The organism is Paraburkholderia sp. GAS199 (genome assembly GCF_050436585.1).
Classification (GTDB): Bacteria; Pseudomonadota; Gammaproteobacteria; order Burkholderiales; family Burkholderiaceae; genus Paraburkholderia.
Genome location: NZ_JBNDMM010000002.1, coordinates 217,360 through 230,350 on the forward strand (window position 1 = coordinate 217,360; position 12,991 = coordinate 230,350).

The window sequence follows — 12,991 nt, forward strand, 5'->3', positions numbered from 1 at the left end:
CGCGAGGCGCGTCGAACTACGTAAAAGCGCTAAGGGGCGTACGGGAAACCGTGCGCCCCTTTCCTTTTATAATGCGTGCACCACGAGTCGGGCATTCGAACCGACGGAGACCATAATGAAATCAATGTCGTACGCAGCGCGTGTTGCGATGGCTGTGCTCGGCGCCGCGATGTGCGCCGGCAGCCCCGCCGCGCATGCCGAAGCGGCGGCCGGCCTCGCGCTCGCCCAGCAGCAGAATTGTATGAGTTGTCATTCGGTCACGCGCCCGTTCATGGGACCGGCGCTGCATGACGTCGCAGCAAAATATGCCGCGCGCGAAGATGCCGCCACCTATCTCAAGCACAAGATTCTGGATGGCAGCACGGGCATCTGGGGCATGGTGCCAATGCCCGCCAACACCCAACTCACGCCCGACCAGGCGAGCGCGCTGGCAAGCTGGATCCTGACGCTCAAGTAACGGTCCGGGCAACGCCCAAATGCGCGGATACGCCGATAGCGCCGCGTGTGTCGCGGCGTCAGGCTGTCTCGCTCAATGACCCGCGCGGCGCGCGATCTCTTCCGCCACCGCTTCCCGCACCCATCCGGTCATTTCCGTTTCCAACGCCAGCGCCACTTCACGCGTGATCTGGTTCACGAGCCACGCCGAGTGCTCCTGCAAGGCTTCGCGACAGCGTGCCTCTACGATGCCGCGCCCTTCCCCGGTCAGAAACCCGGCAAAGCGGCCACGCAGACGTTCGGCGATGACATCGGCGTCGAGGTCGGCATGCGCGTGCGCCTGCGCTTCGTATTCGATATCCGGCGGCACGATGGCGCCCGCTTCGGGCGGCGCGGCCGGCTCGGCGCGATCGAACACGCCGGCGGACGTCGCCAGCTCCGCGTGCTGGACCTGCTCGTGCGCATGGCGCGGCTCGGCGTGAGCATGTGGGCGAGCGCGTTTCTTCGCATGACCGTGCTCGCCGGCGTGAGCCGGTGGCGTATGGGCAGGTGTGGAAGGGGAGACGGTCTCGACCTGGGCGGGCAAGGGCTCCGCCGCGAGAAACGGCTCCGGCGACTGCGACGGTGCGGGCGCGAAAACCGGTTCTGTCGATTCCGCCAATGGGCCGGCGCCGTGTACCGGCGCGGCGTCCGAGTCGCCCGGCTGGGCGGGTTGACGCGCCTGCGCGGCGTTGCCCGGTACGAGAATCTCGTGCAGGACCGGGATCGAGTTGTCGTGGGGATCGGACACGTGCACTCTCCGTGTTTGAGTCGAAGCAGGACAGGCAGAACGGGCGCGGACTGCCCCGACAGGGTGGAACGTAAGACGAAGCGCGGCGCGGCCTCGCGCGCCAAAAGCGTCAGCCGCCCTGCTTGTAGTTGTTCAAAGCATAGCCGCGATCGCGATAGAAGCGATAGCGTTCGCGACCCGCCGCGAGTTCCTCGTGTGCGTTACCGACCACTTCGAGCAATCTTTCGAAGCGCGCGAATTGCGCCGGCACGCTCGCGCCGAGGTTGAGCAGCACCTGATAATGCGGTACGTCGTCGAGCTTCGAGGCCAGCACGATCGGCGTTTGCGCGGCGAGCGGCGTGCCCGCCATGCAATGCGGCACGAAATCGAGCGGTGAAAAGGTCCACAGCTGTTCGTCGAAGACCCGCAAGCGCTCGGGTTCCGCCAGCACGATAGTGGGCTGGCCCGCCTGATACGCCTTGCGGATCAGGCGGCACGCATACAGCAGCGAATCGCCGACGTTCGAGTGAAAATCGATTCTCGTCATCGGCGATCCTGGCTCACAGCCGCTTTACTGCAATGCGTCATTATGCGCCGCGGCCGTCAGCGGCCCTATCGATCAAGAACTGCGCGAGCAGCGGCACCGGACGACCGGTCGCGCCCTTCGCCGCGCCGCTCTTCCAGGCCGTACCGGCGATGTCCAGATGCGCCCACGGGTACGCTTCGGTGAAACGCGACAGGAAGCACGCCGCCGTCACGCTGCCCGCCGGACGGCCGCCGATGTTGGCGAGGTCGGCGAAATTCGACTTGAGCTGATCCTGATACTCGTCGTCGAGCGGCATGCGCCATGCCGGATCGGACGCTTCGCGCGAGGCGTCGAGCAACTCGCCCGCGAGCGCGTCGTCTTTCGAAAACAGGCCGCTGTTGTGATGACCGAGCGCGATGATGCAAGCGCCCGTTAGCGTGGCGATGTCGATCACGGCGGCCGGCTTGAAGCGCTCGGCGTAGGTGAGCGCGTCGCACAGGATCAGACGGCCTTCGGCGTCCGTGTTCAGCACTTCGATCGTGAGGCCCTTCATGCTGGTCACGATGTCGCCCGGCTTGGTGGCCGTAGCCGACGGCATGTTTTCGACCGCCGGAATGATGCCGACCACGTTGATCTTCAGGCCCATTTCCGCGACCGCGCGCAACGTGCCCAGCACCGAACCGGCACCGCACATGTCGTACTTCATCTCGTCCATGCCCTCGCCCGGCTTGAGCGAGATGCCGCCGGTGTCGAACGTCACGCCCTTGCCGACCAGCACGACCGGAGCCGCCTTCGCCGCGCCGCCCTGATACTGCAGCACGATGAATTGCGCAGGCTCGACCGAACCGGCCGTGACCGACAGGAACGAACCCATCTTGAGCGCTTCGCATTGCTTCTCGCCGAGCACTTCGACCTTCAGCTTCCAGTCTTTGGCGAGTTTCTTGGCGGTGGTGGCGAGGTAAGTGGGCGTGCAGACGTTGCTCGGCAGATTGCCGAGGTCGCGCGTCAGATCCATGCCGTTGGCCAGCGCGGCGCCCTGCTTCGCAGCCAGCTTGGCGGCCTTCTCGTCGCCGGTGTTGACGCTGAAGACGATGCGCTTCAACGCGCGCGCCGAGGTGTCCGGCTTGCTCTTCATCTGCGTAAACTTGTAGGTCAGCTCGCGCAGGGCGAGGATCGCGGCGCGCACGCCCCAATCGGCCGAGCGGTCCTGAACCGGCAATTGCGCGAGCGTGAAGGTGACCTGCACGACCTTGGTGGGAAGCAGCGCGCGCCACGCGGCGCGCACGGCGTCGCCATAGGCTTTCTGGCTGAAAGCGTCCTGCTTGCCGAGGCCGACCAGCAGCACGCGCGAAGCGCCGATACCGGAGACTTCGTGCAGGAACAGCGTCGTGCCGGCCTTGCCGTCCATGTCGCCGGCCTTGATGATGCGGGTCAGCAGGCCACGCGTTGCCTCGTCGATCTCAAGCGCGGCGCCCGAAAGCGTTTGCGACTCGAAGACACCGATTACGATGCAGTCCGATTTCCCGGTCAGGAAACCGTTTGACGAGCCTTTGGTCCAATCACAGGCTTTTATGCTAAAGTCCATCGCGCTTGTCCTCGGATAAAATCTGGGCTTAGGATGAAAGCCGCAATTATCCGCTATTTTTCCCGCGGCGGCTGCACCGGAGGCGTGACGGGATCCAATCCGCGCGCCACCGAGAGCGCCCCCTCTCATCATCAATAATGATCTTCGAACGCTCCCTCCAGCGCGAGCTCGCGTATACGGCTGGTGCCGTGTTCATGGTTCTCCTCACGCTCGTGCTGACGACGATGATGATCCGTATCGTCGGCTTCGCGGCCTCGGGCGAGATCGACCCGCGCGATGTGCTGGTCCTGATCGGGCTGACCGTGATCGGCTACCTCGCCATCATGCTTGTCGCGACCCTCTTCGTGTCGATCCTGTTCGTCCTGACCCGCTGGTACAAAGACTCCGAGATGGTCGTGTGGCTGGCCTCGGGTGTCAGTTTGACCCGCTTCATCAAGCCGATCGGTATTTTCGCCACGCCCATCATCATCCTGATCATGTTCTTCGTGTTCGTCGGCTGGCCGTGGTCGAACCAGCAGAGCAAGCTGATCCGCGCGCGCTTCCAGCAGCGTGACGAGGTCTCGCTGCTCGCGCCGGGCCAGTTCCGCGAATCGGCCACGAGCCATCGCGTGTTCTTCATCGAGAAGATGTCGCCCGATCAGGGGCACGTCGAAAACGTGTTCGTGACCAGCACCGAAAACGGCAAGGTCAACGTCGTGGTGTCGAAGAACGGTCATACGGAAACGCACAAGAACGGGGACCGCTTCGTCGTGCTCGAAAACGGCCGTCGCTATGACGGCGAGCCGGGTCATCCCGATTTCCGCATCATGGAATTCGAACGCTATGGTGTGAAGATCCAGAGCCAGCCGGTGGTCAACACCCCCACCACCACCGGTACGCCCACGCTCACTCTGCTGCGCAATCCCACGCGCGACAACCTCGCGGAATTCGCGTGGCGCGCCGGCTTGCCGCTCATCGCGCTTAACCTGATGCTGCTCGCCATTCCGCTTGCGCACCAGAATCCGCGCCGCAGCCGCACCATCAATCTCGTGATGGCCGTTCTGATCTATCTGACGTACTCGAATCTGCTGAACGTGGTGCAGTCGTGGATCGAGCAGGGCAAGATGTCGTTCGGCGTTGGACTCGTGGGCCTGCACATCGTCGTGGCCGTGATCGTCGCGTTTATTTTCTGGCTACGCGTGCGCAACCGGCCGCTCTTTACGCGAGCCACTTTCAGCCGTTCGCAGGGAGCCTGATCGATGCGCATCTATGAAAAGTATTTTGCGCGTCAGGTCTACCTCACGTTCGTCTTCATTCTGTTCGCGTTTTCGGGCCTGTTCTTTTTCTTCGACCTGATCAACGAACTGAATTCCGTCGGACACGGCGGCTACAAGTTCCAGTACGCGGTGCTGCGCGTCGCGTTGCAAACGCCGTCGCGTTTCTACGAAATCATCCCGGTCGCCGCGCTGATCAGCGCGATCTACGTGTTCGCGCAGATGGCCGCGAACTCCGAGTACACGATTTTCCGCGTGTCCGGTCTCGCCACGAATCAGGCGCTGCGCTCGCTGCTGAAGATCGGCATTCCGCTGGTGTTCCTCACGTATCTGATCGGCGAAGTGGTCGGTCCGTACACCGATCAACTCTCCGAACGCGTGCGGCTCGAAGCGCTGGGGTCGTCGGTGTCGAGCAACTTCGAATCGGGCGTGTGGGTGAAAGACACGCTCACCGCGCGCGCGGACGGCGAGCAGGTCACGCGCTTCGTGAACGTCGGCGAACTGAAGCCGGACGCCACCATCAGTAACGTGCGGATTTACGAGTTCGATTCGAAGTTCCGGTTGGCGAACGTGCGCATCGCGAAGAGCGGCAAGTATCAGCCGCCGGGCCACTGGCAACTCACCGGTGTCACCGACACGCAGCTGATCGACGTGCCGCCGCCTCCGGGCACGCCCGCCGACGCGCTCGATCCGGTGTATCGCGCAAAGCAGGTCACCTTGCCCGAGTATTCGCTGCGCTCCGAACTGACGCCGCAGATTCTGTCGGTGCTGCTGGTGTCGCCGGACCGGATGTCGATGTTCAATCTGTTCCGCTACATCCAGCATCTGACCGAGAATCATCAGGACACGCAGCGCTATGAAATCGCGCTATGGCGCAAGCTGCTCTACCCGTTCGCGGTGTTCGTGATGCTGGTGCTGTCGCTGCCGTTCGCGTATCTGCACACGCGCGCGGGTGTGGTCGGCGTGAAGGTCTTTGGCGGCATCATGCTGGGCATGAGCTTCCAGTTGTTCAACACCTTGTTCTCACACATCGGCACGCTGAACACGTGGCCCGCGCCCTTGACCGCAGCTACACCTGGTCTCGTGTATCTGGTGCTGGGACTGGTCGGACTGAAGTGGGTCGATCGCCATTAGGAGCCTCGTGATGGCTGCGCATGGGATGGTGCTATTCGGACACGGCGCACGCGATGTGCGCTGGCGCGAGCCCTTCGAGCGGCTCGCCGACAAGCTGCGGGTCGCCCGCAGTTCCGATCCCGACGCCGGGCCGGTCGAACTGGCATTCCTGGAACTGATGGAGCCGGATTTGCCGACGGCCATTGCGCGCCTGGTCGCCGACGGCTGTTCTCTCGTTACGGTCGTGCCGGTGTTTTTTGGCCAGGGTGGTCATATCCGGCGCGATCTGCCCGCTGTCGTGGAGCGGTGTCGGGAGACGTTTCCTGCTGTTGAGATTCGGTGTGCCGTAGCGGTTGGCGAAGATGACGGCGTGCTTGATGCGGTGGTTTTTTATTGCCTTCGGCAGGGTTGATGTTTTGCCTGCGCCGCGGTTTTATCTGCTGTTTGCCTACGGTGGCGGTGCTTATTTTCTTATCGGTTTATTAGTGTTGCCCCTGTGCGGGGCGGCACTTACTTTCTTTGCCGCGGCAAAGAAAGGTAAGCAAAGAAAGCCGCTTTGAACCGCCAATGCTATTCGTTATCGGTGGCGCTTCTCTGCGGCGGTGGCCCCGGAGCGTCCGACGCGTCGCGCGCTCCGCGTGAGTGACAAGGCCGTCATCAGTTCCGGCGGCGCTTCGCGCGCCGAGCGGCACATAAAGGGAAACCGAAGGTTTCCGTTGAGCGTTTCGCCGAGGCGAAGCCGATGGCTGGCACAGCGAAAAACGAAGTGAGTGGTTTGGTGAAGTACCGCTCCGGCGCGCGCAGCGTCGCCGGAACGGATGACTGCTGTACCACTACGAATAACGATCCACGGTCGGCCCTATCGGCTGCCACTCCGCGTGGTTATGAGAGGTGCCCGCTTAGGGTTAGCGGTGTGAGCGGCTTTCTTTGCTTAGCTTTCTTTGCCGCGGCAAAGAAAGTAAGTGCCGCCCCGCACAGGGGCAACACCAATAAACCACTAAGAACAGAAACGAAACGCAGCCGCCGTAGGCAAACAACAAAAAAACCAGCCCACCGGCTCCAAACTAAGCCGCCACTAAAACCCGCTCCAAAACCCCCTGCCGGACGGCAAAAGCCTCCCCGATCATCAGCAGGCTCGGCTGCGAAGCATCCACCCACCGCTGCGCGTCGCCCGCGGCGAGTTCATCGAGTGTCAGTGTGAGGATCCGCTCCCGCTCGGTGCTGCACGCTTCGACGATCGCCACCGGCGTAGAAGCCGAACGCCCGGCGTCGATCAACTGCTGCGCGATCTCCACGCCGCTATCGCGTCCCATGTAAAACACGAGCGAATCCGCGTTCACCTGCTCGCGAATTTCGTCTGAGCCCGGCGCACGGCTGAAGGTGGCCAACGCCACGCTGCGCGATACGCCGCGCAAAGTCAGAGACCGCTTGAGCGATGCCGCGCTCGCCAACGCGGCGGTAATGCCCGGCACGACTTCGTATTCGATGCCGGCGGCTTCCAGCGCGCGCATCTCTTCGTCGGCACGGCCGAACAGCATCGGGTCGCCGCCCTTCAGACGCACCACCACGCCATGCTCCAGAGCGGCATCGACGATCTGCTTGTTGATGAACTGCTGCGCGGTCGACAACTGCCCGCAACGCTTGCCGACAGCAATCCGCCGCGCGTGAGCGGGCGCGTAGTCGAGCATCGCGGGCTCGACCAGCGCATCGTGCAGCACGACGTCGGCCGACGCCAGCAGCCGCGCGCCGCGAACCGTGATGAGGTCCGCAGCACCTGGTCCTGCGCCGATCAGATATACCTTACCCATTTGCATCAACCTGTTTGCAGCCCATTTGCAGCCCGATCACCATCCTGGTCGGGCAAGCGCGCCGCCTTGCGCGGCGGCGCCCCTGTCCGCTTACGCCGAAAACGCCCGGATCATGCCGGCCGCGACGGTGTGGTGCGTGGCTTCGTCGATCAGCACGAATGCGCCCGTACCCGGATGCGTATCGTAGACGTCGCACACCAGCGGCTTTTGCAGCGTCAACGCAACGCGGCCGATGTCGTTCATCGCGAGTTCCTTGCGATCGGTCGCTTGCGACAGCGTGTGCACGTCGAGCACTTCCTTGATCGCACCGATGCGCGCGAACACCGTGTTGGTGGTCTGCTTCAACAGATACTTGCGTTGCGTGGACAGCGGCGTGTCGTCGAACCAGCACAGGTCGGCTTCGAGTTTCTTCGCCGGTTCCGGCGCCGCTTCGCGCAGCACGAAGGTGTCGCCGCGCGACACGTCCACGTCTTCCGTCAAACGGATCGTGACGGTCTGGCCGGCAAACGCGCGGTCGACTGCCGCCGTGCCGCCCACCACCGGCGCAATGATCTCGGCCACCGTCGCTTCGCGGTTCGCGGGCAGCACGGTGATCGTGTCGCCCACTTTCACTTCACCCGCTTCGACACGGCCCATGTAGCCGCGGAAATCGTCGGCCTGGCTGCCGTCCTGACGCGCAACCCACTGCACCGGGAAACGCAGCGCCTGACCCGTCGGAATGTCCACCGGCAGCGCTTCGAGCAAATCGAGCAGCGGCTCGCCCGCATACCACGGCATGCTCTCGCTGGCCGTCACGATGTTGTCGCCCTTCAGCGCCGACACCGGCACGAAGCGCACGTCTTCCAGACCGAGCTGACGCGCGAGTTCGACATACGCATCGCGGATTTCGTTGAAGCGCGTCTCGCTATAGTCGACCAGATCCATCTTGTTGATCGCGACGATGGCGTGCTGCAGACCAAGCAGCTTGACCAGCGCGCTATGACGCTTGGTTTGCGGCAGCAGTTGCGCGACGCCGTCGACGAAGGTGACGCGCGTGGCGTCGACCAGGATGATCGCCGCGTGCGCGGTCGATGCGCCCGTGACCATGTTGCGCGTGTACTGCTCGTGGCCCGGCGTATCGGCAATGATGAACTTGCGCTTGGCGGTGGCGAAGTAGCGGTACGCGACGTCGATGGTGATGCCTTGCTCACGCTCGGCTTCGAGGCCGTCGGTCAGCAGCGAGAGATCGATTTCGTCGCCCACGGTGCGCTTGTTCTTCGCGCGCGAAAGCGCCGACAACTGGTCGCTCAGCACGGCCTTGCTGTCGTACAGCAGGCGGCCGATCAACGTGCTCTTGCCGTCGTCCACGCTACCTGCGGTGATGAAACGCAACACGCCGAGGTCTTCCGGTTGATGAATACTCATGATTGTCTTGCCCAGTTCGTGTGCTTAGAAATAACCCTGCTTCTTGCGCTGTTCCATCGCGGCTTCGGAGACCTGATCGTCCATCCGGGTCGCGCCGCGCTCCGTGATTTCGGTCACGGCCGTCTCGGCGATGATCTTCTCGAGATCGTCCGCGTCGCTTTCCACCGGGCACGTGCAGCTGATGTCGCCGACGGTGCGAAAACGCACGAGCGCGGTTTCGCTGGTTTCGCCTTCACGCATCGGCGTGAGCGGCGTGACTGGCACGAGCAGGCCGTTACGGCGCACGATTTCGCGTTGATGCGCGTAATAGATCGACGGCAGTTCGAGCTGTTCGCGAGCGATGTATTGCCACACGTCGAGTTCGGTCCAGTTCGAAATCGGGAACACGCGCAGATGTTCGCCGTTGTGCAGACGCGCGTTGTACAGGCTCCACAGTTCCGGGCGTTGCGCCTTCGGGTCCCACTGGCCGAACTCGTCGCGGAACGAGAAGATGCGTTCTTTCGCACGGGCTTTTTCTTCGTCGCGGCGCGCACCGCCGATCAACGCGGTGTACTCGTGCTCGGCAATCGTTTCGAGCAGGGTCACGGCTTGCGCGGCGTTACGCGAGTCCGTCTCGCGACGCAGGCGCACCGTACCGCGCTTGATCGACTCTTCCACGTGACCCACCACCAGCTCGGCGCCGATCTCTTTCGCGCGGCGATCGCGGAAGTCGATCACTTCGTCGTAGTTGTGGCCGGTGTCGATGTGAACGAGCGGGAACGGCAGCACGGTCTTGCGATTGGCGCCGATGCCGAACGCCTTCAACGCGAGGTGCAGCACCACGACCGAGTCCTTGCCGCCCGAAAACAGCAGCGCGGGCTTGCTGCATTCGGCGACCAGTTCGCGCAGGATGTGAATCGACTCGGCTTCGAGCCAATCGAGATGATCCATCCGGTTCGCCGTGTTGGCGAGCGGTGCATTGACAGTGGAATCGAGCGTGGTGCTCATGTTTGGGTCCTTCGTTGGTTCGCGCCGCGAGCGGTTGTCCGCGGCGCAAAGTATTCAAGTCGGTATATGCGGCGTCCGGTCCCTAAAGCAAGCAACCGGACTGCCGGAATTGCTTCAGGCCGAAGCGCTTTCGCCTTTGGCGCTGAACGGAATCGGCGTAATGGTGGCGACGTGCAGTCCGCATTCCTTCGTATCGCGCGACTCCCACCACCAGCGCCCTGCCCGGCTGTCTTCACCGGGACGGATCGCTCGCGTGCAGGGTTCGCAGCCGATGCTCGGATAACCGCGAGCATGCAGCGGATTGACCGGCACATCGAATGCCTTCAGGTAGTCCCACACTTCGGCTTCGGTCCAGTCCGTCAGCGGATTGAACTTGGCGATATTGCGCGCCGCGTCGTGCTCTTCCGCATGCAGTTCGGCACGGGTGACCGATTGCTCGCGGCGTTGGCCCGTCACCCAGGCGCTGACATTCGACAACGCGCGGTTCAGCGGTTCGACCTTGCGGATTTCGCAGCAGCGCTTGCGCAGATCGACGCTTTCATAGAACGCGTTCGCACCGTGCGCGCCGACATACTCTTCGACCGCGGCCGCTTGCGGATGAAACTGTTCGATGTCGTAGCCGTAGCGTTCCTTCACGCGATCGAGCATGCCGAGCGTTTCCGCGTGCAGACGTCCCGTGTTCAGCGAGAAGATGCCGATCTTCACGCCGCGCGAAAGGATCGCGTGGGTGAGCAGCATGTCTTCGGCAGCGAGGCTGCTGGCAAGCTTCACGTGTTCGTGGCGCGCGGCGATCGAATCGAGCAGCGCATCGAGGCGCTCGACCTTCGCGGCGAGTTCCGGCGTGAGCGATGGAGGATGGCTCATACCGATACCTTCGGCAGATCGCCCGACTCGCGGCGGCGGAAGAACGGCAGCGAATTCACCGCGCCCTGATAGTTGAAGCTGAACTCGTCGAACGCCTTCAGTGCGTCGTCGAAATCCTTGTCGGCGCGCAGCGCATAGGCGTCGAAACCGCAACGGAACATGAACGCCAGCTGATCGCGCAGCACGTCGCCGATTGCGCGCAACTCGCCCTTGTAGCCATAGCGTTCGCGCAGCAGGCGGCCGATGCTGTAGCCGCGGCCGTCGCGGAATACCGGGAAGTCCACGCCGATCAGCGCGAGCTTGTCGAAGTCCGCCACGATGTCCGCGGGTTCGCTGTCCGGCGCGAGCCACACGCCGATTTCAGCGGCGCTGCGCGAAGCGCTCAGCGCGTCGCGCGACGCTTGCCACAACGCGAGCGGCACGATGACCTTGCCGGCCGGCAGATCGTTCACCGCCGGCAGCGTGCCGTCTTCGGCGGGGCGCACCACCGTCCAGTCGTCGTTGACGATCGCGCGATTCTTGATGATAGAAGCCATCTGTTCGATATCCTTTTCGCGGTTACGCGTGAGCCGGTTGACGCGAGGCGTACACACGTTCCTTGAACGGAGCCATGCCGATGCGGTTGTACGTTTCGATGAAACGCTCGCCTTCGTGGCGGTTCTCCACGAACGTATCGATCACCTTGCTCATCACGTCCGGCATTTCTTCCGCCGAGAACGACGGGCCGATCACGCGGCCGAGGTTCGCGCCGTTCACGCCCGTGCCCTGCTCGCCGCCGAGCGTCACCTGATACCACTCCGAGCCGTCCTTATCGACGCCCAGAATGCCGATGTTGCCGACGTGGTGGTGACCGCAGGCGTTGATGCAGCCCGAGATATTCAGCGACACGTCGCCGAGGTCGTACACGTAGTCCAGATCGTTGAAACGTTCCTGGATGGCGAGCGCGATCGGAATCGACTTCGCATTCGCGAGCGAGCAGAAGTCGCCGCCGGGGCAGGCGATGATGTCGGTCAGCAAGCCGATGTTCGGCGTCGCAAAACCTTGCGCCTTGGCTTTTTCCCACAGCGCGAACAGGTCGCGCTTCTTCACGTTGGCGAGAATCAGGTTCTGTTCGTGCGAGACGCGAATTTCGCCGAGCGAGTACTCGTCGGCCCAGTCGGCGACGGCTTCCATCTGCGCATCGGTGGCGTCGCCCGGCGCGATGGTGGTCGGCTTCAGCGAAAGCGTGACCGCGGCATAGCCCGAGACCTTGTGCGGACGCACGTTACGCTCGACCCACCGGGCGAACGCACGGTTTTCCAGCAGATGCTTTTCGAACGACGTGTCGGTGTCCGGCAGCTTGTCGTACACCGGCGGCTGGAAGTATTGCGACACGCGATCCACTTCCGTCTGCGTGAGCGTCGACGGACCGTCTTTCAGGTGCTGCCATTCTTCTTCGACCTGCGCCGAGAATTTCTCCGGGCTCAGCGCCTTCACGAGAATCTTGATGCGCGCCTTGTACATGTTGTCGCGGCGGCCGTAGCGGTTGTACACGCGCAGCACGGCTTCGCAGTAGGTCAGCAGATGTTGCCAGGGCAGGTCGCGGCGAATGATCGCGCCGATGATCGGCGTGCGGCCCATGCCGCCGCCGGCCAGAATGTCGGCCACCAGTTCGCCCTGCTCGTTTTTCCTCAGATACACGCCCATGTCGTGGATCTGCACGGCAGCGCGGTCTTCTTTCGAGCCCGACACGGCGATCTTGAACTTGCGCGGCAGCCACGCGAATTCCGGGTGGAAGGTCGACCACTGGCGCAGGATTTCCGCCCAGGGACGCGGGTCCACCATTTCGTCGGGCGCGACGCCCGCGAACTGGTCGGCGGTGATGTTGCGGATGCAGTTGCCCGAGGTCTGAATGCCGTGCATCTGCACGGCAGCGAGCTTGCGCAGGATTTCCGGCGTTTCTTCGAGCTGGATCCAGTTGTACTGGATGTTCGAGCGCGTCGAGAAGTGGCCGTATCCGCGGTCGTGTTCGCGCGCGATCTGCGCGAGCACGCGCATCTGGTCGCTGCGCAGATTGCCGTAAGGAATCGCGATGCGATGCATGTAGGCGTGGCGCTGCAGGTACAGGCCATTCTGCAGACGCAGCGGACGAAACTCCTCTTCGCTCAATTCGCCCGACAAGCGGCGGCGAACCTGGTCGGCGTACTGCTCGACCCGTTCATCGACGATGGTCTGGTCGTACTGATCGTATTGGTACATTCGGGGACC

At 63.2% G+C, this 12,991-nt stretch carries 13 protein-coding genes; 4 read left to right on the top strand and 9 right to left on the bottom strand.

Features of this window, described 5'->3' with window-relative positions; translation table 11 throughout:
- Positions 1 to 115 precede the first annotated feature (115 nt).
- The gene (locus P3T18_RS07090; protein ID WP_429299216.1) at positions 116 to 457 is read left to right on the top strand and encodes a c-type cytochrome; all 342 of its coding nucleotides are present in this window, start codon (positions 116 to 118) and stop codon (positions 455 to 457) included.
- A gap of 72 nt (positions 458 to 529) precedes the next feature.
- On the opposite strand, the gene P3T18_RS07095 is transcribed toward P3T18_RS07090, so the two are convergent.
- The 3 genes from P3T18_RS07095 to P3T18_RS07105 all read right to left on the bottom strand — a co-directional run bounded on the left by P3T18_RS07095 (position 530) and on the right by P3T18_RS07105 (position 3,315).
- On the bottom strand, positions 530 to 1,225 hold the full coding sequence (locus tag P3T18_RS07095; RefSeq protein ID WP_429299217.1) for a DUF2486 family protein: 696 nt from the start codon (positions 1,223 to 1,225) through the stop codon (positions 530 to 532).
- 109 nt (positions 1,226 to 1,334) lie between these two features.
- Complete coding sequence (locus P3T18_RS07100) at positions 1,335 to 1,751, bottom strand: DNA polymerase III subunit chi (RefSeq protein WP_429299218.1); 417 nt, start codon at positions 1,749 to 1,751, stop codon at positions 1,335 to 1,337.
- Positions 1,752 to 1,791: 40 nt separating this feature from the next.
- Complete coding sequence (locus P3T18_RS07105; RefSeq protein WP_429299219.1) at positions 1,792 to 3,315, bottom strand: leucyl aminopeptidase; 1,524 nt, start codon at positions 3,313 to 3,315, stop codon at positions 1,792 to 1,794.
- Positions 3,316 to 3,452: 137 nt separating this feature from the next.
- Here P3T18_RS07105 and lptF point away from each other — a divergent pair, with 137 nt between their 5' ends.
- From lptF to P3T18_RS07120, 3 genes are read left to right on the top strand one after another with little or no spacing between them, the layout of a single operon-like run.
- A complete protein-coding gene (lptF, locus tag P3T18_RS07110; RefSeq protein WP_429299220.1) occupies positions 3,453 to 4,550 on the top strand; it encodes an LPS export ABC transporter permease LptF in 1,098 nt (365 codons plus the stop codon).
- Positions 4,551 to 4,553: 3 nt separating this feature from the next.
- A complete protein-coding gene (gene lptG, locus P3T18_RS07115; protein WP_429299221.1) occupies positions 4,554 to 5,702 on the top strand; it encodes an LPS export ABC transporter permease LptG in 1,149 nt (382 codons plus the stop codon).
- A 10-nt stretch (positions 5,703 to 5,712) separates the two neighbouring features.
- A complete protein-coding gene (locus tag P3T18_RS07120; RefSeq protein ID WP_429300060.1) occupies positions 5,713 to 6,093 on the top strand; it encodes a sirohydrochlorin chelatase in 381 nt (126 codons plus the stop codon).
- 652 nt (positions 6,094 to 6,745) lie between these two features.
- Here the strand turns inward: P3T18_RS07120 and cobA are convergent.
- From cobA to P3T18_RS07150, 6 genes are all read right to left on the bottom strand, one after another.
- Positions 6,746 to 7,489 carry a uroporphyrinogen-III C-methyltransferase gene (cobA, locus tag P3T18_RS07125; protein WP_429299222.1) on the bottom strand — a complete coding sequence of 248 codons (744 nt, stop codon included), beginning with the start codon at positions 7,487 to 7,489 and terminating at the stop codon, positions 6,746 to 6,748.
- Between the two features lie 90 nt (positions 7,490 to 7,579).
- Positions 7,580 to 8,896, bottom strand: coding sequence for a sulfate adenylyltransferase subunit 1 (locus P3T18_RS07130; protein ID WP_429300061.1), 1,317 nt, complete (start codon positions 8,894 to 8,896; stop codon positions 7,580 to 7,582).
- Positions 8,897 to 8,917: 21 nt separating this feature from the next.
- Positions 8,918 to 9,880, bottom strand: coding sequence for a sulfate adenylyltransferase subunit CysD (gene cysD, locus P3T18_RS07135; protein ID WP_429299223.1), 963 nt, complete (start codon positions 9,878 to 9,880; stop codon positions 8,918 to 8,920).
- Positions 9,881 to 9,994: 114 nt separating this feature from the next.
- Positions 9,995 to 10,744, bottom strand: a complete 750-nt coding sequence (locus P3T18_RS07140; protein WP_429299224.1) for a phosphoadenylyl-sulfate reductase — start codon at positions 10,742 to 10,744, stop codon at positions 9,995 to 9,997.
- Positions 10,741 to 11,280: a DUF934 domain-containing protein gene (locus P3T18_RS07145; protein WP_429299225.1), complete on the bottom strand. Its 540-nt coding sequence runs from the start codon at positions 11,278 to 11,280 to the stop codon at positions 10,741 to 10,743. Before P3T18_RS07145 ends, P3T18_RS07140 begins: the two co-directional genes overlap by 4 nt.
- A 22-nt stretch (positions 11,281 to 11,302) precedes the next feature.
- Positions 11,303 to 12,982, bottom strand: a complete 1,680-nt coding sequence (locus tag P3T18_RS07150; protein ID WP_429299226.1) for a nitrite/sulfite reductase — start codon at positions 12,980 to 12,982, stop codon at positions 11,303 to 11,305.
- Between the last annotated feature and the right edge of the window lie 9 nt (positions 12,983 to 12,991).